A 21463-nucleotide genomic window follows, 5' to 3' on the forward strand; every position below is an offset into this window, starting at 1 on the left:
GCTGCGCCTTTCCGCGTGACCGGGGACAATCACCGCGTGGACGCCTCGCCCTCTCCCGCCGCCGCATCAGGCCCGCCCGGCCACCGGCCCGCGCCGGTCCTTCCGCCCGGGCCCCCGCCCTGCTTCCCGCCCGCGCCGGTGCCCAGGTCGGCCGTCCGGCGGCTCGCCACCCCTGTCGGGGTCATGGCCGCCGTCGTCGCGGCTTTCGGCTACGTGGGCGCCGTCGATCCCAACCAGCCGGGCCACTATCCGGTCTGCCCGATGCTCCGCTTCACCGGCCTGTACTGCCCCGGCTGCGGGGGGCTGCGCAGCGCCCACGCCGTCGCGCACGGCGATATCGCGGCCGCCCTCGGCTCCAATGCCCTCGCGGTCGTCGGCTACGCGGTCTTCGCCGTCCTCTGGCTGGTCTGGATGGTCCGCGCGAGCAGGGGAAGGCCCGTACGGATCGCTCTGGCGCCGGTCTGGATGTGGGGGCTCGGGGCTGTGCTGCTGATCTTCACCGTCGTCCGGAATCTGCCGTTCGGATCGATGCTGGCGCCGTGATTGCCCAGGTAGTGGGACATCCGTCGGCCGGATGTGAACCCGGGGCCTTCCTGCGGATACCATCGAGATGGCTGATCCTGTTCCCTCATCACCGTCCCGGAAGGGGGCCGCTCGCGTGAGTGTGCTCGACGAGATCATCGATGGCGTACGCGCCGACCTCGCAGAGCGGCAGGCGCGCGTCAGCCTCGACGAGCTCAAGGAGCGCGCGGCGCGCGCTCCGGCGGCCAAGGACGGAGTCGCCGCCCTGCGCGGCGAGGGCGTGACCGTCATCTGCGAGGTCAAGCGCTCCAGCCCCTCCAAGGGGGCCCTGGCCGCGATCGCCGACCCTGCCGCGCTCGCCGCGGACTACGAGGCCGGTGGCGCGTCCGTCATCTCCGTCCTCACCGAGGAGCGCCGTTTCGGCGGTTCGCTCGCGGACCTGGAAGCCGTGCGCGCCAAGGTCGACATCCCGATCCTGCGCAAGGACTTCATCGTCACCTCGTACCAGCTCTGGGAGGCCCGCGCCTACGGCGCCGACCTCGCCCTGCTGATCGTCGCCGCCCTCGACCAGGAGGCCCTCGTCTCCCTGATCGAGCGCGCCGAGTCCATCGGCCTGACGCCGCTGGTCGAGGCGCACGACGAGGAGGAGGCGGAGCGTGCCGTGGCCGCCGGAGCGAAGATCATCGGTGTCAACGCGCGCAACCTGAAGGACCTCAAGGTCGACCGTTCGACATTCGAGCGCGTCGCCCCGGAGATCCCGGCGGGCATCGTCAAGGTCGCCGAGTCCGGCGTCCGCGGCCCGCACGACCTCATCGCCTACGCCAACGCCGGCGCCGACGCCGTGCTCGTCGGCGAGTCCCTGGTCACCGGCCGCGACCCGCGCGCCGCCGTCGCCGACCTGGTCGCCGCGGGCGCCCACCCGGCCCTGCGGCACGGACGGAGCTGACCCGCACCGTGTCCGCCGACCGTCCCGCGCCCCGCACCCGTCGGGGCCCGCGCCTCGCCGGGGTGACGGCTGCCCGGGATCCGCACGCGCCGCTGGCGCGCGGCTGCCGCCCCCGCGGCTGCCGCGCCCCCGCGCGCCGCGTGCACGGCCGGCGGGTGCGGTACGTGATCGGCGACGAGCCCGGCCAGGTCAACGGCATGCGATGGCGCACGGGGACCGCGCCGTAGCGAGCCCCGGCCGACGTACCCGTACCTCTCCTTTCGTACGTACGACCTGCACCGCCCGACCACTCCCGGTCGCGGCGGCGCTCCGCTCGCGGCGCATACGGTGAACCCACCCGTTGCCATGACGAGGAGCACGTCGGATGTCATCTGACTTCTTCATTCCGGACCCCGAGGGTCTGATCCCCAGCGCCGAGGGCTACTTCGGTGCGTTCGGCGGCAAGTTCATCCCGGAGGCGCTCGTCGCCGCCGTGGACGAGGTCGCCGTCGAGTACGACAAGGCCAAGGCCGACCCGGCCTTCGCCGCCGAGCTCAACGAGCTCATGGTCAACTACACCGGCCGGCCCAGCGCACTGACCGAGGTGCCGCGCTTCGCCGAGCACGCGGGCGGTGCCCGGATCTTCCTCAAGCGCGAGGACCTCAACCACACCGGCTCACACAAGATCAACAACGTGCTGGGCCAGGCGCTGCTCACCAAGCGCATGGGCAAGACCCGTGTCATCGCCGAGACCGGTGCCGGCCAGCACGGTGTCGCCACCGCGACCGCCTGCGCCCTCTTCGGCCTCGAATGCACCATCTACATGGGTGAGATCGACACCGAGCGGCAGGCGCTGAACGTGGCGCGGATGCGGATGCTCGGCGCCGAGGTCATCGCCGTGAAGTCCGGCTCCCGCACGCTCAAGGACGCCATCAACGAGGCGTTCCGCGACTGGGTCGCCAACGTCGACCGCACGCACTACCTCTTCGGCACGGTCGCGGGCCCGCACCCCTTCCCGGCGATGGTCCGCGACTTCCACCGCGTCATCGGCGTCGAGGCCCGCCGGCAGATCCTGGAGCGGACCGGACGGCTGCCGGACGCCGCGATCGCCTGTGTCGGCGGCGGTTCCAACGCCATCGGGCTCTTCCACACCTTCATCCCCGACGCGGGCGTCCGGCTGATCGGCTGCGAGCCCGCCGGACACGGGGTGGAGACCGGTGAGCACGCGGCGACCCTGACCGCGGGCGAGCCCGGCATCCTGCACGGTTCGCGCAGCTACGTCCTCCAGGACGACGAGGGCCAGATCACCGAGCCGTACTCCATCTCGGCGGGACTGGACTACCCGGGCATCGGCCCGGAGCACTCGTACCTCAAGGACATCGGCCGCGGCGAGTACCGCGCGGTCACCGACGACGACGCCATGCAGGCGCTGCGGCTGCTGTCCCGCACCGAGGGGATCATCCCGGCCATCGAGAGCGCCCATGCGCTGGCCGGCGCCCTGGAGGTCGGCAGGGAACTCGGCCAGGACGCGCTGCTCCTGGTCAACCTGTCCGGGCGCGGCGACAAGGACATGGACACGGCGGCCCGTTACTTCGGGCTGTACGACACGGACGCGACCGTCGAGGCGGACGCGGACAACGGCGACGCCGAGATCGAGGGAGACGTCCAGTGAGCGGCAACATCGAGCTGCTGAGCTCCACCCTCGCCGCGGCCCGGGCCGAGGACCGTGCCGCGCTCATCGCCTACCTGCCGGCCGGGTTCCCGACGGTCGACGGCGGCATCGAGGCCGTCAAGGCGGTCGTCGCCGGTGGCGCCGACGTCGTCGAGGTGGGCCTGCCGCACAGCGACCCGGTGCTCGACGGACCGGTCATCCAGACCGCCGACGACATCGCCCTGCGCGGTGGTGTGAAGGTCGCCGACGTCATGCGTACGGTCCGCGAGGCCTACGAGGCGACCGGCGCCCCGATCCTCGTCATGACGTACTGGAACCCCATCGACCGGTACGGCATCGAGCGCTTCACCGCCGAACTCGCCGAGGCGGGCGGCGCCGGGTGCATCCTGCCCGACCTGCCGGTCCAGGAGTCCTCGGTGTGGCGCGAGCACGCCGACAAGCACGGCCTCGCGACCGTCTTCGTCGTCGCGCCGAGCAGCAAGGACGAACGCCTCGCCACCATCACCGCGGCCGGCTCCGGCTTCGTCTACGCGGCCTCGCTGATGGGTGTCACCGGCACCCGCGAATCGGTCGGCGAGCAGGCCCAGGAACTGGTGCGGCGCACCCGCGCCACCACCACGCTCCCGGTCTGCGTCGGCCTCGGCGTCTCCAATGCCCGGCAGGCCGCCGAGGTCGCGGCCTTCGCCGACGGAGTGATCGTCGGCTCCGCCTTCGTCAAGCGGATGCTGGACGCCTCCGACGAGACGTCCGGCCTGGCCGCCGTCCGCTCGCTGGCGGGCGAACTCGCCGAAGGTGTTCGAAAGCGCTGACATCGGGCCTCACCCGAACGGGTGGACCTGGGACCGGGGAGGCACGCAGGTGCCTCCCCGGTTCGTTGCTGCGGGTGTGAGCGAGAACAACCAAGAGGGAAAAAGGGCCGCGCGCGACCGGCTCATCCAGCAGCGTGAGCAGGAGAAGGCGCGTGAGCGCCGCCGGCGCACGCTGATCGTCTCCGCCGCGCTGGTGGGTGTGCTGGCGCTCGCCGCCGTCGTCGGCGTGATCGCCGCGAATTCCGGCGGCAAGGGCGACAAGGCGAGCGGGTCCGGTCCCGTCGTCACGCCGTCCGGGGCGACCGGCAAGGACAACCTGGCCATCCCGGTGGGCGCGGACGATGCCCCGTCCACGCTCACCGTCTGGGAGGACTTCCGCTGCCCCGTCTGCGCCCAGTTCGAGAACGCGTTCCGGGACACGATCCACGAGCTGGAACGCAGCGGTCAGCTGAAGGTCGAATACCACCTGGCCACGATCATCGACGGCAACCTCGGCGGCAGCGGCTCGCTGGACGCGGCCAATGCGGCGGCCTGCGCGCAGAACGTCGGCAAGTTCTCCGCCTACCACGACGTCCTCTACCGCAACCAGCCGGAGGAGACCGACGACGCCTTCGGCAAGAGCAGCAAGCTGATCGAGCTGGCGGGCAAGGTCGGCGGCCTCGACACCCCCGCCTTCCGCAGCTGCGTCGAGGACGGCACGCACGACACCTGGGTCAAGAAGTCCAACACCGCGTTCCAGAACGGCGGCTTCCGGGGCACGCCCACCGCGCTGCTCAACGGTGAATCGATCTTCCCGAAGAAGGGGAACGAGCCGATCACGGTGGCGAACCTGAAAAAGTGGGTCGCCGAGGCCAACAAGGGGAAGAAGCCGGGGAAGGTCACGCCGACGCCGTCGGCCTCCTGACCTCGGCCTGCTTCCGCCGTCGGGGGGATGTGACGACAGCTCGTTACCCAGAAGTTGTCGGGCGGGTTGCCGCAGGTCCCGCCCGGCAGGGTAGCGTCGACCCTGTCATGGACCTTGCCTACATTCCCAGCCCGTCGACCGGCGTGATCGAGCTCGGCCCGATCCCGCTCCGCGGCTACGCGTTCTGCATCATCATCGGTGTGTTTGTCGCCGTCTGGTTCGGCAACAAGCGCTGGATCGCCCGGGGCGGCACAGCCGGCACGGTGGCCGACATCGCCGTCTGGGCGGTGCCCTTCGGCCTCGTCGGCGGTCGGCTCTACCACGTCATCACCGACTACCAGCTGTACTTCAGCAAGGGTGAGGACTGGGTCGACGCCTTCAAGATCTGGCAGGGCGGCCTCGGCATCTGGGGCGCGATCGCGCTCGGTGCCGTCGGCGCCTGGATCGGCTGCCGCCGCCGTGGGATCCCGCTGCCGGCCTGGGCCGACGCGCTCGCCCCCGGCATCGCCTTCGCTCAGGCGATCGGCCGCTGGGGCAACTGGTTCAACCAGGAGCTCTACGGCAAGGCGACGGATCTGCCGTGGGCCCTGAAGATCAGCGAAGGCCCCAACCGGGTCGCCGGTACGTACCACCCCACGTTCCTGTACGAGTCGCTGTGGTGCGTGGGCGTCGCGCTGCTGGTGATCTGGGCGGACCGCCGCTTCAAGCTCGGGCACGGGCGGGCGTTCGCGCTGTACGTCGCGGCGTACTGCACGGGGCGGGCGTGGATCGAGTACATGCGGGTCGACGAGGCCCACCACATTCTGGGCCTGCGCCTGAACGTGTGGACCGCGCTGATCGTGTTCGTGCTGGCGGTGACGTACATCGTGATCTCGGCGAAGGTGCGGCCGGGGCGCGAGGAGGTCGTCGAGCCGGGGGCCGTCGAGGCGGCCGAGGGCGTGGAAGCGGCCGAGGGCGAGCAGGACACGGGCGTGGCTTCGACTCCGGACGCGGATGCGGCTTCCGAAACGGACGCGGACGCGGGTTCGGCACCGGACCCGGATGCCGATGAGGACACCGAGCGTGACGGTGAGGCTCGGGCGACGGAGAAGAACGGCGCCGCGGAGGCAGCCAAGAACGGCTGACACCGGCCAGATGTACGAGGGGCCCCGGACCACATGGTCCGGGGCCCCTCGCGTTTCTCTCCGTCCCTTCCCGAGGTTTCCCTCCGTTCCTCCGAACCGGGGCTCCACCCCCGGACCCCACCCGCGCTCCTCGATCGCCGGAGGGGCTGGAGTGTCTACCCGTCTTTCACGCGTGCGGGTCACCCCACCCGTTCCGCCAGCGCCAGCGTCCGGCGGGCCGCTGCCACCACCGCCGCGTCCACGAACCGTCCGTCCGGCAGCGCCAGAGCCCCCGCCTCCGCGAGTGCCGCCTCCACGATCTCCTGGGCCGAGTCGATCTCCTCCCGTGTGGGCCGGAACGCCCGTTCGATGACCGGTAGCTGCCGCGGGTGGATCGCGGCCCGGCCGACGAAGCCCAGCGCGCGGCCGTGTGCACAGGAGTGCCGCAGCCCGTCCAGGTCCCGGACGTCCGGAAACACCGACTGGGTCGGTGGGGCGAGGCCGGCTGCGCGGGCAGCGACCACCACCCGGCTGCGCGACCAGTCGAGGCCCCGGTCGTCCCGTACCCCCAGATCGGCCCGGAGATCGGTCTCGCCCAGGGCGATGGAGCGGACCTGCGGGTGGGAGGCCGCGATGGTGTACGCGTGTTCGATACCGAGTGCCGACTCCAGCAGCGGACAGAGCGCGACACCGGGGGCCAGCGCCGCGATGTGGTGGACGGTCGCGGCGTGCGTGATCTTCGGCAGGCGCAGTTCGGCGAGGCCCGGCAGTCCGGCCAGGGTCAGCACGTCGGCCTCGGTGGCGACCCGGACATGCACCGGCGCGGCCGTGTCGGCGGCCGGTTCGGCGAGGAGTTCGGCGGTGGCGGACCGTGCATACTCCTTGCGGTCCGGTGCGACCGCGTCCTCCAGGTCGACGATCACCACGTCCGCGCCCGAGTCTCGCGCCTTGCGCACCACGTCGGGCCGGTCCCCGGGGACGTACAGCCAGGTCAGATGGGTTTCTTCGGGCGATGTCACAGGGCGCTCTCTGCTCGCAGTGCGGCGATGTCCGTGGCCGACAGGCCGAGCCCGGTCAGGATCTCGTCGGTGTCCGCACCGTGCGGGCGACCGGTCCAGCGGATGGCGCCGGGGGTCCGGGACAGCCGGAAGAGGACGTTCTGCATCCGCAGCGGGCCGAGATCGGGGTCGACGATCTCGGTGATGGAGTCCAGGGCCCGGTACTGCGGGTCCTGCATCACGTCGCGGATGTCGTGGATGGGCGCGATGGCCGCCTCCGCCTTCTCGAACGCGGAGATCGCGTCGTCGCGGGTGTGCCGGGCGATCCAGTTGCCGACCGCCTCGTCGAGTTCGTCGGAGTGCTCGGCGCGGGTGGTGCCGGAGGCGAACCACGGCTCGTCGATCAGTTCCGGCCGCCCGACCAGATGCATCACGCGTTCGGCGATGGACTGGGCGGAGGTGGAGACGGCGACCCACTGATCGTCGGACGTGCGGTACGTGTTGCGCGGGGCGTTGTTGCGCGAGCGGTTGCCGGTGCGTTCCTGGACGTATCCGAGCTGGTCGTACCAGAGCGGCTGCGGGCCGAGGACGGTCAGGATCGGCTCGATGATTGCCATGTCGACGACCTGGCCCTCCCCGGTACGGTCCCGGCCCGCCAGCGCCGCCATCACGGCGTACGCGGTGGCGAGCGCAGCGATCGAGTCGGCGAGCCCGAACGGCGGCAGGGTGGGCGGCCCGTCCGGCTCCCCGGTGATCGCGGCGAAGCCGCTCATCGCCTCGGCGAGCGTGCCGAAGCCGGGGCGATGAGCGTACGGGCCGAACTGGCCGAAGCCGGTGACCCGGGTCAGTACCAGCCGCGGGTTGACGGCGTGCAGCTCCTCCCAGCCGATGCCCCAGCGTTCCAGCGTCCCCGGCCGGAAGTTCTCGATGATCACATCGGTGGAGACGGCCAGCCGGAGCAGGACGTCGCGGCCGCCCGGGCTGGCGAGGTCGAGGGTGAGATTGCGCTTGTTGCGGCCGAGCAGCTTCCACCAGAGGCCGATGCCGTCCTTCGCAGGCCCGTGACCCCGTGACGGATCGGGTTTGCGCGGATGCTCGACCTTGATCACCTCGGCGCCGAAGTCGCCGAGCATGGTGGCCGCGAGGGGGCCCGCGAAGAGCGTGGCGAGGTCGAGGACCCGCAGACCGGTGAGGGGTGCTTCCGTGGGCGCGGTCATGCGGCGTCGATCTCGGCGCGGTACGGCATGGACATCGAGGCGCCGGGTTTCTGTACGCAGAGCGCTGCGGCGGACGATGCCCACGCCAGTGCCTCCGCCATGGGCCGTCCCTCGCCGAGCGCCACGGCGAGCGTCCCGACGAAGGTGTCCCCGGCGCCGGTGGTGTCGACGGCGGTCACCTCGGGGGCGGGGACGTGGACCGGTTGACCGCCCCGGGCCGCGTACAGGCAGCCCTTCCCACCGAGGGTGATGACGACCTCGGGGACCTTCCGGAGCAGGATCTCGGCGGCCGCGTGGGGTTCGGAGTTCCCGGAGAGGGCGCACGCCTCGTGCTCATTGGGGATCAGCAGGTCGACGAATTCGAGGAGTTCGTCCGGAAGGGTCTGGACGGGGGAGGGGGTGAGGATCGTCCGTACGTCCTGCGCATGGGCCATCCGCGCCCCTTCGACCACGGCCGACAGGGGCAGTTCCAGCTGGAGGAGCAGCAGATCGGCTTCGGCGATGGCGGCCATCTCACCGGGGCCGAGCGTGTGGATGGTGCCGTTGGCGCCGGGGATCACCACGATGGCGTTGCCGCCCCTGTCGTCGACGACGATGTGCGCGGTGCCGCTGGGGCCCTCGGCGGTGTGCAGCAGATCGGTCTCGACGCCCGCGTGCTCCAGTTCGGCCCGGAGCCGCGTGCCGTACGCGTCGTCGCCGACCGCGCCGATCATCAGCACTTCTCCGCCCGCGCGGGCGGCGGCGATGGCCTGGTTGGCGCCCTTGCCGCCCGGGATGGTGCGGAACTCCCTTCCGGTGACGGTCTCCCCGCGCTCCGGGGCCCGTGCGACGTACGCGACAAGGTCCATATTGGTGCTGCCGAGCACCGCGATGGCGGTCATGGGCGAAGTGCCTCCTGGTAGGTCAGTTCAGCGAGTGCGTCGAAGCCGATGGAGTCGAAACCGGGGACCGACGTGGCGAGGCGGTTCTTGAGGGGAGCGGTCCACCGTTCGGGCAGCGCGTCGGGCCGGCCGGCCAGCAGACCGGCCAGCGATCCCGCCGTCGCGCCGTTCGAGTCGGTGTCCCAACCGCCGGACACCGCACGGCAGATGGAGCCGGAGAAGTCGCCGTCGGCATGGGTGAGGGCGGCGGCGAGCAGCGCGGCGTTGGGCAGCACGTGGACCCAGTGGTACGCGCCGAACGCGGCGTGCAGCCGGTCGGCGACCGTGTCGAAGTCCCGCTCCTCGCGAGCCGCCCCGATCCCGGTGCGGACCGCGTGCGCGAATCGCGAGCGCGGCGGCACGACGCGCAGCCCGGCCGCCAGGGCGCCGTGCACATCGGCCTCGCCGCCGGCCGCCTCGGCGAGTGCGGCGGCAGTGAACATCGCCCCGTACACCCCGTTGCCGGTGTGCGTGAGGAGCGCGTCCCGGTGCGCCTGCTCGGCGGCGGCCGCCGGGTCGCCGGGGTGTGTCCAGCCGTGCACATCGGCGCGGATCTGGGCGCCGATCCACTCCCGGAACGGGTTGCGGTACCGGGCGGTGTCCGGTGGTTCGATGCCGTCGAGCAGATTGCGGTACGCCACCCGCTCGGCGGTGAACGTCCGGCCCGCGGGGAGTTCGTCGAGCCAGAGCCGGGCGAGATCGGCCGTGCTGAAGGACCGTCCGTACCGCTGGGTCAGCAGCAGGGTCAGGAGCGGGTGGTTGAGGTCGTCGTCCTCCGGCATCCCGTCGATGTTCTCCGCGAGCGAGGTGGATGCGGAGCGGCGGTTCCAGGGGTAGGCCGCGGCCAGTCCGGCGGGCAGGCCCCTGGCGGTGAACCAGGTGGTGAGCGGCCAGTTCCCGGTGGCGCGGGCCAGCGCGCGGATCCCGGCGAGGGGCAGCTTCTCGACGGGTTTGCCGAGCAGGCAGCCGGCGGCCCGGCCCAGCCAGGCCGCCTCCAGCCGGGCCGCACCGACCGGGGGAGGGTCCCTGCGGGACGTGGGCCAGTGCGGGCAGGCCGCCCGGATCGCGGCCAGATCCGTGGGCTCGTCGACGGCCAACGGCGAAGCGGACAGCGCGAGTTCGTCGAGCAGCCGGCCGGCGAGCGCGCGCAGGGCACGGGGTGCGGGGGGCTTGGACGCGCCCGCACGCTCCGGGGCGGGGGCGCCGCCCGCCGCGTACCACCGGTGCTCGATCTCCCGCGCGTCCCGGCCGTCCTCGGCCGCCTGGCGCAGTTCGTGCCCGATCAGGTCCTCGGGCTGCACCCAGGTGACCCGTACGGTCATGTCGTGCCCGCCAGCGTGGCGAACGCCGCCTCATGCGCACGCCGCCGGGAGGTGTCCCGGACGAACACCTCACGGGCGACGTCCGCCAGGGTCCGCGCCGGTGCGTGCAGATCGAGACGGCTGGCCTCGGCGACCGATTTCACCCAGGCGGCGGGGATCGCCGTCTCGCCGTGCAGCGCGCCCGCGAGCGCACCGCTCATCGTGGCGATCGAGTCGCAGTCCCGGCCGTAGTTGACCGAGCCGAGCACCGCGTGCCGGTAGTCCCCGTCCGCGACCAGCAGCATGCCGAGAGCGATCGGCAGCTCCTCGATGGAGTGCAGCCGGGACGGGCGGCGGGCACCCAGCGACGGTGTGCGGTAGTCGGGTCCGACGGTGTCGAAGGGGGCGACGGCGCTCCGCAACGGCGCCAGTGCCGTCTCGAAGTCCCGGTGCCGGGCCGCTGCTTCGCACACCGCCTCGATGGCGGCCCGGGTCCCGTCCTTGGCGAGCGACAGACAGGTGTCGACGACGGTGGCGGGCGTCGCGTCCGGGGCGCAGGCGGCGGCGACGGCCGCCGCGAAGACTCCGGCGGCCTCCCTGCCGTACGACGACTGATGGGCGCCCGCGACATCCAGTGCCTCGGCGTACGCGGCCTGCGGGTGGGCGGCGTTGACCAGGCCCACCGGTGCCATGTACATCGCCGCCCCGCAGTTCACGATGTTCCCGTTGCCGGCCTCGCGCGGATCGACGTGGCCGTAGTGCAGCCGTGCGACGATCCACTTCTCGGCGAGGAAGATCCGCTGCAGCGGCAGCGCCTCGGCCTCCAGCTCAGGGATCCAGCGCGGGGACGAGATCAGCTCGGGTACGAGATGGTCGGCGACGCCGTACGCGTCGAGATGGTCCCGTACGGTGCCGTACACCCGTACCAGCGCATGGGTCATCAAGGTGTCGTCGGTGACGTGGCCGTCGCCCTTGTGGTACGGGGCGATGGGGCGCGCGGTGCGCCACTCGTCGCCGTCCCACGGGCCGACGATGCCGGTGATCCGGCCGCCGTGGCGCTCGACGATCTGCTCGGGGGGCCGGCCCTCGACCGGACCGCCGAGGGCGTCGCCGACGGCTGCGCCGACCAGGGCGCCGGTGATCCGGTCATCGAGGCCGAGCGCCGTGGGTGTTCTGTTCGGCGTGTACATCGTGGGGGACATGGGCGTCATGCGAGTCATGTCGGAATTGTCCACCCGGAGGGGTCGGTTCCGTGTCTGTCAGCAGCCCGGCGAGTTCGATGAGATCGGTGCCCGCGAGACGGGGCAGTGCGCACCCCGCGAGGGTGCGGCAGGCCTCGCGCCAGCCGTCCGGGACGGTGGCGACGCCGCCGAGTGCACCGGTCAGCGCACCGGCCAGGGCGGGCGCCGAGTCCGCGACCCGCGACAGGCAGGCCGCGGCGGGAATGGCCTGGGCGATCTCGCCGCGGGCGGCGGTGGTCAGGGCGAGGGCGACCGGCACGGTCTCGGCGGCGGCGATCCCGTAGCTGTAGACGTGGTCGACGATCTGATGCTCCAGCACCGGTACGAGCGCGAAGGCGCCGGCCGCCTCGCCGACGAAGTCACGGGCGATCCGCACGGCGTGGGCGGCGTTGCGGGCGATCTCGGTGCCGTCGGGGAGCTGTGCGAGCGCGGCGTTCACCGCGGTGTCGACGTCGGCTCCGCCCAGCGCCTCGGCGATCGCGGCGGCCATCGCACGGGCGCCGTGCACGCCGTCGCCGTCCTGGGTGTACCGGGCGTCGAACTCGGCGAGTTCGGCGGCGGACCCGGGCCGGCCGGGGTGCACGATCGCCAGGACGGCGGCCCTGACGCAGGCCGCGTCGTCGAAGTAGTGCGGGTTGTCGTGGCCCGTGGCGGGTGGCCGCAGCCCGGCGGCGAGATTGCCGAGACCGGCCCGGACCGAGATCCGGGCACGCAGCGGGAGGACGGCCGACTCGACCTCGGGCGCCCGCGCGGCGGCCGCGGCGACCTCCGCCGCCAGCGCGTTCCAGGCGACATCGATGGCGGCCCGCATCCGGCGGTCGGGGGAGAGGCCGTGCAGCGGACCGGCCGCCGACGCGAGCACGGTGCCCGCGGCGAACGCGGCCCACTCGGCGTCGTCGGAGGGTCCGAGGCGCAGCGGCTCGGGCGGCTGATTGAGGGCGATGGGCACGGGCAAGGTGGTCGTGGCGTTCTGCTCGGCGAAGGTGTCGAGCTCCCGGGTGAGCCGCCGGGTCCATTCGGGCATCCGGGCCGCGCGGTGGCGCGCCGCGGGCCAGCCGGCGGCGTCCCCGGAGGCCAACCCGAGCAGCAGCCCCTCGATCCGGGCCCGGCGCCCGGGCAGGGACCGGGTGCGGGATGGGGCGGGACGGTCGTCCGGGTGGGGATGGGCACCGTGTGCGGTGGTCATGACGCCGCTCCCGCGCGGCCGGCCCCGGCGGACGGAGGCGGCGGTGGGGGCGGAGGCGACGCCGGCCCGTCGGAACGGGCGGCGGCGGCCCCGGCCGTACGCCCCGGGGCACGGGTGCCGCCGGCTCCGGCAGGCCCCTTCGTGCCGCCGGTTCCGTCGCGTCCCGTGGTCCGGGCCTCGTCCGTCTCGTCCGGTGTGAGCAACTCCGCGATGTCCAGGACGTGGTAGCCCCGCATCGACGGCAGGCAGCTGCCCCGGACCGGGCCGATCGCCTCCCCCCAGGTCCGGGGGATCGCGGACTCCCCGCCCAGGGCCCCGGCCAGCGCTCCCGCCACCGCGGCCGTCGTGTCCGCGTCGCGGCCCATGTTGACCGCGGTCAGCACCGCCGTACGGAAGTCGCCGCGGGCCGCCGCGAACGCGCCGAACGCCAGGCCCACAGCCTCCGGCGCCAGGTCCGTCCACGGATAGCCGCCGACCACCACCGCGGAGCGCACCGCACGTTCCCTGGTGAGGCGGTCGGGGTGCGCGTGCTGCGCGGCCGTCACCGCCCGCCGCAGCGAGCGTGCCGTCCAGGAGTCCATCGGTACGACGGACAGCGCGGCCGCGATCACGGACGTGACCCCCGCGCCCACCATGGCCGCGGCCACCCCGGCCGCCACTGCCTGGCCGCCGTAGATGCCCTCGCCGTCGTGGCTGACCTGCCCGTCGATCGCGACCAGGCGCGCGGCCTCCGCGGGACGGCCCGCCGCGAAGACACCGAACGGGGCCGCCCGCATCGCGAGCCCGTCGCTCCAGGCGTGCCGGTGCTGGGCGGAGATCGGGGCGGCCAGGCCCCGGCGCAGGTTCTCCAGGGTGCCGCGCTCGCTGAACCCGGCGCCGCGGAACGGCCCCTCGTCCAGGTCGGCGATCCACAGATGCCAGGCCCGCTCGACCTGGGTGACGGTCAGCGCCGAACCGTGCCGGGCGAGCAGCAGGCCGGAGAAGATCGCGTACTCCGTGTCGTCGGTGCCGGCCGGATCGTCGCTGACGAAGCCCTCGATCCGGCCCCAGCGGTGGCGGATCTCGGACGGCCGCAGGTTCTCCGCGGGTGCACCCAGCGCGTCGCCCACGGCGAGTCCCAGGAGCGCGCCCCTGGCCCGCGCGGCTCGGTCGGGGCCGGCGGTCTGCTGCGCGTCGGGCCGGTCCGCGTCGTCCCGTACCGCCTCCGCCGTACCGCCCGTGCGCGGTTCTGCCGGATTGCCTGCAATCAACTCCATCGCGTCGACCCTTCGACCGTACCGAGCCAGTTCTCGTACCTGTCCGGATCTGTGCCACGCGGAGCCCCGACAGAGGCCGATAATCGCAACAAAAGGGCCACTCGGATGACGGGATCGCCTCCGTAAGCCAGGCCGTACTTACCTGGTCAGAGGGCAGGTAAGTACGGCCTGGCTTGCTGGCGGGGGAATCTTTTCGTGCGTACTTTCGATGGTGTTGAGCGGGGGTGGAGCGCGTAGAACCCGCTGCCGGAGAATGGGGAGAACTGTGGCCATCATCGAGACCGACGCCGTCCTGCACGAGGCGCACCGCGACAACCACACCCACCGTGACGTGAACGGCGGCTGGCTGCGTCCCGCGGTCTTCGGCGCGATGGACGGACTGGTCTCGAACCTGGCGCTGATGACCGGCGTCGCGGGTGGTTCGGTCTCCCAGCAGACCCTTGTCATCACCGGTCTGGCGGGGCTGGCCGCCGGCGCGTTCTCCATGGCGGCCGGCGAGTACACCTCCGTGGCCGCGCAGCGCGAGCTCGTCGAGGCCGAACTGGACGTCGAGCGCCGTGAGTTGCGCAAGCATCCGGTGAGTGAGATGGAGGAGCTCGCCGCGCTCTACGAGTCCCGCGGCGTCGACCCCGCTCTCGCCCGCGAGGTCGCCCGGCAGCTGTCCCGCGACCCCGAGCAGGCCCTGGAGATACACGCCCGCGAGGAGCTCGGCATCGCCCCCGGCGACCTGCCGTCGCCGCTCGTCGCCGCCCTCTCGTCGTTCGGCGCGTTCGCGCTGGGCGCGCTGCTGCCCGTGCTGCCGTATCTGCTCGGTGCGAGCGCGATGTGGCCCGCGGTGCTGCTCGCCCTGATCGGTCTCTTCGCCTGCGGTGCGGTGGTGGCCAGGGTGACGGCCCGCAGCTGGTGGTTCAGCGGGCTGCGGCAGCTGCTGCTCGGCGGGGCGGCTGCGGCGATCACCTATGGTCTGGGCACGTTGTTCGGTGTGGCCGTCGGCGGCTGACCAGGCACGGGCGGTGCTTTCGCCGCAAACCGCCCGCCATCCGTGTGACGTACGTCTTGGGCTCCGCCACTGGGCGGAACCCTCCGTCGGCCGTAAGGTGAGTCCCTATGCAGGGCTGCACATAAGTAGCCGTTACCCGGCGGTTTCGTTTTCTTTGCCACCGGGCATGAGCCGTAGACACCGCAGGCAACGACGCCTGCTCTCTGCAGTCCCCCGGGCGCCGATCCTCCGACTGCGACCCGCCCGCCGCACACGTGGTGTCCGCATGTTGGAACGGGCTATCCGCTTCTTGAGAAGCGGCCCATTATGTAACCTGCATGAAATTTCGCAGAGGGCCAACGTCGTCCCTCGGCACTGCATATGCCACGACGACGACGGGAGAGCCAATGCGTTCCGACGCCTGGTCGCCCATGGACGGTCGCCCCGCCCAGCAGGGGATGTACGACCCCCGTAACGAGCACGACGCCTGCGGTGTCGGGTTCGTGGCCACTCTTACCGGTGTGGCCAGCCATGAGCTGGTCGAGCAGGCGCTGACCGTACTGCGCAACCTCGAGCACCGCGGCGCCACCGGATCCGAGCCGGACTCGGGCGACGGCGCCGGAATCCTGCTCCAGGTGCCGGATGCCTTCCTCCGCGAGCAGGTCTCCTTCGACCTCCCCGGGGCCGGTGCCTACGCCGTCGGAATCGCCTTCCTGCCCGCCGACGACTCCACCGAGGCCGTCCGGCAGCTCGAGAAGATCGCCGCCGAGGAGGGCCTGAAGGTCCTCGGCTGGCGCGAGGTCCCGGTCAGCCCCGACCTCCTCGGCAGCGGCGCCCGCGCCACGATGCCCGAGTTCCGTCAGCTGTTCGTCGCCGACGGTGCGAGCACCGGCATCGTGCTCGACCGCAAGGCTTTCGTGCTGCGCAAGCGCGCCGAGCGTGAGGCCGGGGTGTACTTCCCCTCGCTCTCCGCCCGCACGATCGTCTACAAGGGCATGCTCACCACCGGGCAGCTGGAGCCGTTCTTCCCGGACCTCTCCGACGGCCGCTTCGCCACCGCGGTCGCGCTGGTCCACTCGCGCTTCTCCACGAACACGTTCCCGAGCTGGCCGCTCGCCCACCCGTACCGCTTCGTCGCGCACAACGGCGAGATCAACACGGTCAAGGGCAACCGCAACTGGATGAAGGCCCGTGAGTCCCAGCTCGCGTCGGACCTCTTCGGCACGGAGCAGCTGGACCGGATCTTCCCCGTCTGCACGCCGGACGCCTCCGACTCCGCCTCCTTCGACGAGGTCCTGGAGCTGCTCCACCTCGGCGGCCGTTCGCTGCCGCACTCGGTGCTGATGATGGTTCCCGAGGCGTGGGAGAACCACGTCTCGATGGACCCGGCACGGCGTGCCTTCTACCAGTACCACTCCACGATGATGGAGCCCTGGGACGGTCCGGCCTGCGTCACCTTCACCGACGGCACCCAGGTCGGCGCGGTCCTCGACCGCAACGGTCTGCGCCCCGGCCGCTACTGGGTCACCGACGACGGCCTCGTCGTCCTCTCCTCCGAGGTCGGTGTCCTGGACATCGCCCCCGCGAAGGTCGTCCGCAAGGGCCGCCTCCAGCCCGGCAAGATGTTCCTCGTCGACACGGCCGAGGGCCGCATCATCGAGGACGACGAGATCAAGGCGGGCCTCGCCGCCGAGCATCCGTATCAGGAGTGGCTGGAGACCGGTGAGATCGAGCTGGAGGATCTCCCCGAGCGCGAGCACATCGTGCACACGCACGCCTCCGTCACCCGCCGCCAGCAGACCTTCGGCTACACCGAGGAAGAGCTGCGCGTCATCCTCGCGCCGATGGCCCGCACCGGCGGCGAGCCGCTCGGCTCCATGGGCACGGACTCGCCGATCGCCGCGCTGTCCGAGCGCCCCCGGCTGCTCTTCGACTACTTCACCCAGCTGTTCGCGCAGGTCACCAACCCGCCGCTGGATGCCATCCGCGAGGAGCTCGTCACCTCGCTGCGCTCCTCGCTCGGCCCCGCGGGCAACCTGCTGGAGCCGACCGCCGCGTCGTGCCGCAGCGTCACGCTGCCGTTCCCGGTGATCGACAACGACGAGCTGGCCAAGCTGATACACATCAATGCCGACGGCGACATGCCGGGCATGAAGGCCGCCACGCTCTCCGGTCTCTACCGGGTCAGCGGCGCCGGCGAGGCCCTCGCCGCCCGGATCGAGCAGATCTGCACCGAGACCGACGCCGCCATCGAGGACGGCGCCCGCCTGATCGTCCTGTCCGACCGGCACTCCGACGCCGAGCACGCGCCGATCCCGTCGCTGCTGCTCACCTCGGCCGTCCACCACCACCTCATCCGTACCAAGCAGCGCACCCAGGTGGGTCTGCTGGTCGAGGCCGGGGACGTCCGCGAGGTCCACCACGTCGCGCTGCTGATCGGTTACGGAGCCGCAGCGGTCAACCCGTACCTGGCGATGGAGTCCGTCGAGGACCTGGTCCGGGCAGGCACGTTCATCGAGGGCATCGAGCCCGAGCAGGCCATCCGGAACCTGATCTACGCGCTCGGCAAGGGCGTCCTGAAGGTCATGTCCAAGATGGGCATCTCGACGGTCGCCTCCTACCGCGGCGCCCAGGTCTTCGAGGCCGTCGGCCTGGACGAGGCCTTCGTCGCGAAGTACTTCCACGGCACCGCCACCAAGATCGGCGGCGCCGGACTCGACGTCGTCGCCAAGGAGGTCGCCGCCCGGCACACCAAGGGCTACCCCGCCTCCGGCATCTCCGCCTCGCACCGCGCCCTGGAGATCGGCGGCGAGTACCAGTGGCGTCGTGAGGGCGAGCCGCACCTGTTCGACCCGGAGACGGTCTTCCGCCTCCAGCACGCCACCCGCAACCGCCGGTACGACATCTTCAAGCAGTACACGGACCGGGTGAACGAGCAGTCCGAGCGCCTGATGACGCTCCGCGGCCTGTTCGGTTTCAAGTCGGACCGCGAGGCGATCCCGGTCGACGAGGTCGAGTCCGTCTCCGACATCGTCAAGCGCTTCTCCACCGGCGCCATGTCGTACGGCTCGATCTCCCGCGAGGCGCACGAAACCCTCGCCATCGCCATGAACCAGCTGGGCGGCAAGTCCAACACCGGTGAGGGCGGCGAGGACGCCGACCGGCTCTACGACCCGGCGCGCCGCTCGTCCATCAAGCAGGTCGCCTCCGGCCGCTTCGGTGTGACCAGCGAGTACCTGGTCAACGCGGACGACATCCAGATCAAGATGGCGCAGGGCGCCAAGCCCGGCGAGGGCGGCCAGCTGCCCGGCCACAAGGTCTACCCCTGGGTCGCGAAGACCCGGCACTCCACCCCGGGTGTCGGTCTGATCTCCCCGCCGCCGCACCACGACATCTACTCCATCGAGGACCTGGCTCAGCTGATCCACGACCTCAAGAACGCCAACCCCGCGGCCCGCATCCATGTGAAGCTGGTCTCCGAGGTCGGTGTCGGCACGGTCGCCGCAGGTGTCTCCAAGGCGCACGCGGACGTCGTCCTGATCTCCGGCCACGACGGCGGAACGGGCGCCTCCCCACTCACCTCGCTGAAGCACGCGGGCGGTCCCTGGGAGCTCGGCCTCGCCGAGACCCAGCAGACCCTGCTGCTCAACGGCCTGCGCGACCGCATCGTGGTGCAGACCGACGGCCAGCTGAAGACCGGCCGCGACGTCGTCATCGCCGCGCTGCTCGGCGCCGAGGAGTTCGGTTTCGCGACCGCGCCGCTCGTCGTCTCCGGCTGCGTCATGATGCGTGTCTGCCACCTCGACACCTGCCCGGTCGGTATCGCCACCCAGAACCCGGTCCTGCGCGACCGGTTCTCCGGCAAGGCCGAGTACGTCGTCAACTTCTTCGAGTTCATCGCCCAGGAGGTCCGCGAACTCCTCGCCGAGCTCGGCTTCCGCACGATCGAAGAGGCCGTGGGCCACGCCGAACTGCTGGACACCGACCGTGCGGTCACGCACTGGAAGGCGCAGGGCCTCGACCTGGAGCCGCTGTTCTACGTCCCCGAGCTGCCCGAGGGTGCGGTCCGCCACCAGCTCGTCGAGCAGGACCACGGTCTCGCCAAGGCCCTGGACAACGAGCTGATCAGGCTCGCTGCCGACGCCCTGAACGCGGAGAGCGCCGAGGCCGCCCAGCCGGTCCGGGCCCAGCTCACGATCCGGAACATCAACCGGACCGTCGGCACCATGCTCGGCCACGAGGTGACGAAGAAGTTCGGCGGCGCGGGTCTGCCGCAGGACACCATCGACCTCACCTTCACCGGCTCCGCCGGCCAGTCGTTCGGCGCGTTCGTGCCGAGCGGAGTGACGCTGCGCCTGGAGGGCGACGCCAACGACTACGTCGGCAAGGGCCTCTCCGGCGGCCGGGTCATCGTCCGCCCGGACCGTGGCGCCGACCACCTTGCCGAGTACTCCACCATCGCGGGCAACACCATCGCGTACGGTGCGACCGGTGGCGAGCTGTTCCTGCGCGGCCGTACCGGTGAGCGGTTCTGCGTCCGCAACTCCGGTGCGACCGTCGTCTCGGAAGGCGTGGGCGACCACGGCTGCGAGTACATGACCGGTGGCCACGCCGTCGTCCTCGGCGAGACCGGACGCAACTTCGCCGCGGGCATGTCGGGCGGTGTCGCGTACGTCGTCGACCTGGACCGCGACAACGTCAACGTCGGGAACCTCGACGCGATCGAGGCCCTCTCCGACACCGACAGGCAGTGGCTGCACGATGTCGTGCGCCGCCACCACGAGGAGACGGGCTCCACCGTCGCCGAGAAGCTGCTGGCCGAGTGGGACACCGCGGTGGACCGCTTCAGCAAGATCATCCCGTCCACCTACAAGGCAGTGCTCGCCGCCAAGGACGCCGCTGAGCTCGCCGGTCTCTCCGAGCAGGAGACCACCGAGAAGATGATGGAGGCGGCGACCCATGGCTGACCCCAAGGGCTTCCTGACCACCGGGCGCGAGGTCGCCAAGACCCGCCCCGCCGGCGAGCGCGTCAAGGACTGGAACGAGGTCTACGTTCGGGGCTCGCTGCTCCCGATCATCAGCAAGCAGGCCGGCCGCTGCATGGACTGCGGCATCCCGTTCTGCCACAACGGCTGCCCGCTGGGGAACCTCATCCCCGAGTGGAACGACTACGCCTACCGCGAGGACTGGACGGCCGCGTCCGAGCGTCTGCACGCCACGAACAACTTCCCGGAGTTCACGGGCCGGCTGTGCCCCGCTCCGTGCGAGTCGGCGTGTGTTCTCGGCATCAACCAGCCGGCCGTCACCATCAAGAACGTCGAAGTCTCGATCATCGACAAGGCGTGGGACAGCGGCGACGTCACCCCGCAGCCGCCCGAGCGCCTCTCCGGCAAGACCGTCGCGGTCATCGGCTCGGGCCCGGCGGGTCTCGCCGCAGCCCAGCAGCTGACCCGGGCCGGTCACACCGTCGCCGTCTTCGAGCGCGCGGACCGCATCGGAGGCCTTCTCCGGTACGGCATCCCCGAGTTCAAGATGGAGAAGTCGCACATCAACCGCCGCATCGAGCAGATGCGCGCGGAGGGCACCAAGTTCCGCACGGAGGTGGAGATCGGCAAGGACATCGACGCCGCCACGCTCCGCCGCCGGTACGACGCGGTCGTCATCGCCGCGGGTGCCACCGTCTCCCGCGATCTGCCCGTCCCGGGCCGTGAGCTGAACGGCGTGCACTTCGCGATGGAGTACCTGCCGCTCGCCAACAAGGTGCAGGAGGGCGACCTGACGGTCTCCCCGATCTCCGCCGAGGGCAAGCACGTCGTCGTCATCGGCGGTGGCGACACCGGTGCCGACTGCGTCGGCACCGCGCACCGTCAGGGCGCGGCCTCCGTCACCCAGCTGGAGATCATGCCGAAGCCGGGCGAGGACCGGAACGCCAACCAGCCCTGGCCGACGTTCCCCATGCTCTACAAGGTCACCTCGGCGCACGAGGAGGGCGGCGAGCGGGTCTACTCCGTCTCCACCACCCACTTCGAGGGCGACGAGGACGGCAACGTCCAGGCGCTGCACCTCGTCGAGGTGGAGTTCAAGGACGGAAAGCTGGAGCAGAAGCCCGGCACCGAGCGGCGGATCCCGGCGCAGCTGGTCACGCTGGCCATGGGCTTCACCGGCACCGACCAGTCCAACGGTCTCGTCCAGCAGTTCGGCCTGGAGCTCGACGGGCGCGGCAATGTCGCGCGCGACGCGGACTACGCCACCAACGTAGGCGGAGTCTTCGTCGCCGGCGACGCGGGCCGCGGCCAGTCCCTCATCGTGTGGGCCATCGCCGAAGGCCGCTCCGCGGCGCGCGGTGTGGACCGCTTCCTGACCGGAGCCAGCGCCCTGCCGGCCCCGATCCGCCCGACGGACCGTTCCCTGATGGTCTGATCACCAGCGG

The 21463-nt window shown here is 71.7% G+C and carries 17 protein-coding genes; 10 read left to right on the forward strand and 7 right to left on the reverse strand.

All coding sequences use genetic code 11. From position 1 onward, the window contains the following. Positions 1 to 36: 36 nt before the first annotated feature. The 7 genes from OG878_RS29035 (at position 37) to lgt (ending at position 5956) form a co-directional block, all read left to right on the forward strand. Complete coding sequence (locus OG878_RS29035; RefSeq protein ID WP_443049176.1) at positions 37 to 543, forward strand: DUF2752 domain-containing protein; 507 nt, start codon at positions 37 to 39, stop codon at positions 541 to 543. Positions 544 to 658: 115 nt separating this feature from the next. Further along, on the forward strand, positions 659 to 1468 hold the full coding sequence (gene trpC, locus OG878_RS29040) for an indole-3-glycerol phosphate synthase TrpC (RefSeq protein WP_030972813.1): 810 nt from the start codon (positions 659 to 661) through the stop codon (positions 1466 to 1468). A 62-nt stretch (positions 1469 to 1530) separates the two neighbouring features. Continuing rightward, positions 1531 to 1695: a tryptophan biosynthesis modulator TrpM gene (gene trpM / locus OG878_RS29045; RefSeq protein WP_277329650.1), complete on the forward strand. Its 165-nt coding sequence runs from the start codon at positions 1531 to 1533 to the stop codon at positions 1693 to 1695. A gap of 137 nt (positions 1696 to 1832) precedes the next feature. After that, entirely contained in the window at positions 1833 to 3119 is a 1287-nt protein-coding gene (gene trpB, locus OG878_RS29050) for a tryptophan synthase subunit beta (RefSeq protein WP_328889509.1), read from the forward strand. Continuing rightward, complete coding sequence (gene trpA / locus OG878_RS29055; RefSeq protein WP_328889510.1) at positions 3116 to 3928, forward strand: tryptophan synthase subunit alpha; 813 nt, start codon at positions 3116 to 3118, stop codon at positions 3926 to 3928. Before trpB ends, trpA begins: the two co-directional genes overlap by 4 nt. Before the next feature lie 76 nt (positions 3929 to 4004). After that, on the forward strand, positions 4005 to 4832 hold the full coding sequence (locus OG878_RS29060) for a DsbA family protein (RefSeq protein ID WP_328889511.1): 828 nt from the start codon (positions 4005 to 4007) through the stop codon (positions 4830 to 4832). A gap of 107 nt (positions 4833 to 4939) precedes the next feature. Next, on the forward strand, positions 4940 to 5956 hold the full coding sequence (gene lgt / locus OG878_RS29065; RefSeq protein ID WP_328889512.1) for a prolipoprotein diacylglyceryl transferase: 1017 nt from the start codon (positions 4940 to 4942) through the stop codon (positions 5954 to 5956). A gap of 179 nt (positions 5957 to 6135) precedes the next feature. On the opposite strand, the gene OG878_RS29070 is transcribed toward lgt, so the two are convergent. Genes OG878_RS29070 through OG878_RS29100 form a run of 7 tightly spaced genes read right to left on the reverse strand, consistent with a single transcriptional unit; the run spans position 6136 to position 14054 of the window. Next, positions 6136 to 6954, reverse strand: coding sequence for an HpcH/HpaI aldolase/citrate lyase family protein (locus OG878_RS29070; RefSeq protein WP_328889513.1), 819 nt, complete (start codon positions 6952 to 6954; stop codon positions 6136 to 6138). Then, a complete protein-coding gene (locus OG878_RS29075) occupies positions 6951 to 8150 on the reverse strand; it encodes a CaiB/BaiF CoA transferase family protein (RefSeq protein ID WP_328889514.1) in 1200 nt (399 codons plus the stop codon). The genes OG878_RS29070 and OG878_RS29075 overlap by 4 nt, the downstream gene beginning before the upstream one ends. Then, the gene (gene rbsK / locus OG878_RS29080) at positions 8147 to 9031 is read right to left on the reverse strand and encodes a ribokinase (protein ID WP_328889515.1); all 885 of its coding nucleotides are present in this window, start codon (positions 9029 to 9031) and stop codon (positions 8147 to 8149) included. Before rbsK ends, OG878_RS29075 begins: the two co-directional genes overlap by 4 nt. Then, entirely contained in the window at positions 9028 to 10392 is a 1365-nt protein-coding gene (locus OG878_RS29085) for an ADP-ribosylglycohydrolase family protein (protein ID WP_328889516.1), read from the reverse strand. Before OG878_RS29085 ends, rbsK begins: the two co-directional genes overlap by 4 nt. Then, positions 10389 to 11582: an ADP-ribosylglycohydrolase family protein gene (locus tag OG878_RS29090; RefSeq protein WP_328891419.1), complete on the reverse strand. Its 1194-nt coding sequence runs from the start codon at positions 11580 to 11582 to the stop codon at positions 10389 to 10391. Before OG878_RS29090 ends, OG878_RS29085 begins: the two co-directional genes overlap by 4 nt. Next, a complete protein-coding gene (locus OG878_RS29095; protein WP_277325666.1) occupies positions 11518 to 12798 on the reverse strand; it encodes an ADP-ribosylglycohydrolase family protein in 1281 nt (426 codons plus the stop codon). Before OG878_RS29095 ends, OG878_RS29090 begins: the two co-directional genes overlap by 65 nt. Further along, positions 12795 to 14054, reverse strand: a complete 1260-nt coding sequence (locus OG878_RS29100; protein ID WP_328889517.1) for an ADP-ribosylglycohydrolase family protein — start codon at positions 14052 to 14054, stop codon at positions 12795 to 12797. Before OG878_RS29100 ends, OG878_RS29095 begins: the two co-directional genes overlap by 4 nt. 265 nt (positions 14055 to 14319) lie before the next feature. Here OG878_RS29100 and OG878_RS29105 point away from each other — a divergent pair, with 265 nt between their 5' ends. From OG878_RS29105 to OG878_RS29115, 3 genes are all read left to right on the forward strand, one after another. After that, complete coding sequence (locus OG878_RS29105; protein WP_328889518.1) at positions 14320 to 15054, forward strand: VIT1/CCC1 transporter family protein; 735 nt, start codon at positions 14320 to 14322, stop codon at positions 15052 to 15054. A 386-nt stretch (positions 15055 to 15440) separates the two neighbouring features. Then, complete coding sequence (gltB, locus tag OG878_RS29110; protein ID WP_328889519.1) at positions 15441 to 20000, forward strand: glutamate synthase large subunit; 4560 nt, start codon at positions 15441 to 15443, stop codon at positions 19998 to 20000. After that, a complete protein-coding gene (locus OG878_RS29115) occupies positions 19993 to 21453 on the forward strand; it encodes a glutamate synthase subunit beta (protein WP_328889520.1) in 1461 nt (486 codons plus the stop codon). Before gltB ends, OG878_RS29115 begins: the two co-directional genes overlap by 8 nt. Positions 21454 to 21463 lie beyond the last annotated feature (10 nt).

The sequence above is a fragment of the Streptomyces sp. NBC_00316 genome (assembly GCF_036158715.1).
Taxonomy (GTDB): domain Bacteria; phylum Actinomycetota; class Actinomycetes; order Streptomycetales; family Streptomycetaceae; genus Streptomyces.

Bases quoted from the DNA above. Each gene is read 5' to 3' on its own strand.
- trpB (WP_328889509.1), top strand. From the start codon at position 1,833: ATGTCATCTGACTTCTTCATTCCGGACCCCGAGGGTCTGATCCCCAGC.
- lgt (WP_328889512.1), top strand. From the start codon at position 4,940: ATGGACCTTGCCTACATTCCCAGCCCGTCGACCGGCGTGATCGAGCTC.
- OG878_RS29075 (WP_328889514.1), bottom strand. From the start codon at position 8,150: ATGACCGCGCCCACGGAAGCACCCCTCACCGGTCTGCGGGTCCTCGAC.
- rbsK (WP_328889515.1), bottom strand. From the start codon at position 9,031: ATGACCGCCATCGCGGTGCTCGGCAGCACCAATATGGACCTTGTCGCG.
- OG878_RS29085 (WP_328889516.1), bottom strand. From the start codon at position 10,392: ATGACCGTACGGGTCACCTGGGTGCAGCCCGAGGACCTGATCGGGCAC.
- OG878_RS29090 (WP_328891419.1), bottom strand. From the start codon at position 11,582: ATGACGCCCATGTCCCCCACGATGTACACGCCGAACAGAACACCCACG.
- OG878_RS29095 (WP_277325666.1), bottom strand. From the start codon at position 12,798: ATGACCACCGCACACGGTGCCCATCCCCACCCGGACGACCGTCCCGCC.
- OG878_RS29100 (WP_328889517.1), bottom strand. From the start codon at position 14,054: ATGGAGTTGATTGCAGGCAATCCGGCAGAACCGCGCACGGGCGGTACG.
- gltB (WP_328889519.1), top strand. From the start codon at position 15,441: ATGCGTTCCGACGCCTGGTCGCCCATGGACGGTCGCCCCGCCCAGCAG.
- OG878_RS29115 (WP_328889520.1), top strand. From the start codon at position 19,993: ATGGCTGACCCCAAGGGCTTCCTGACCACCGGGCGCGAGGTCGCCAAG.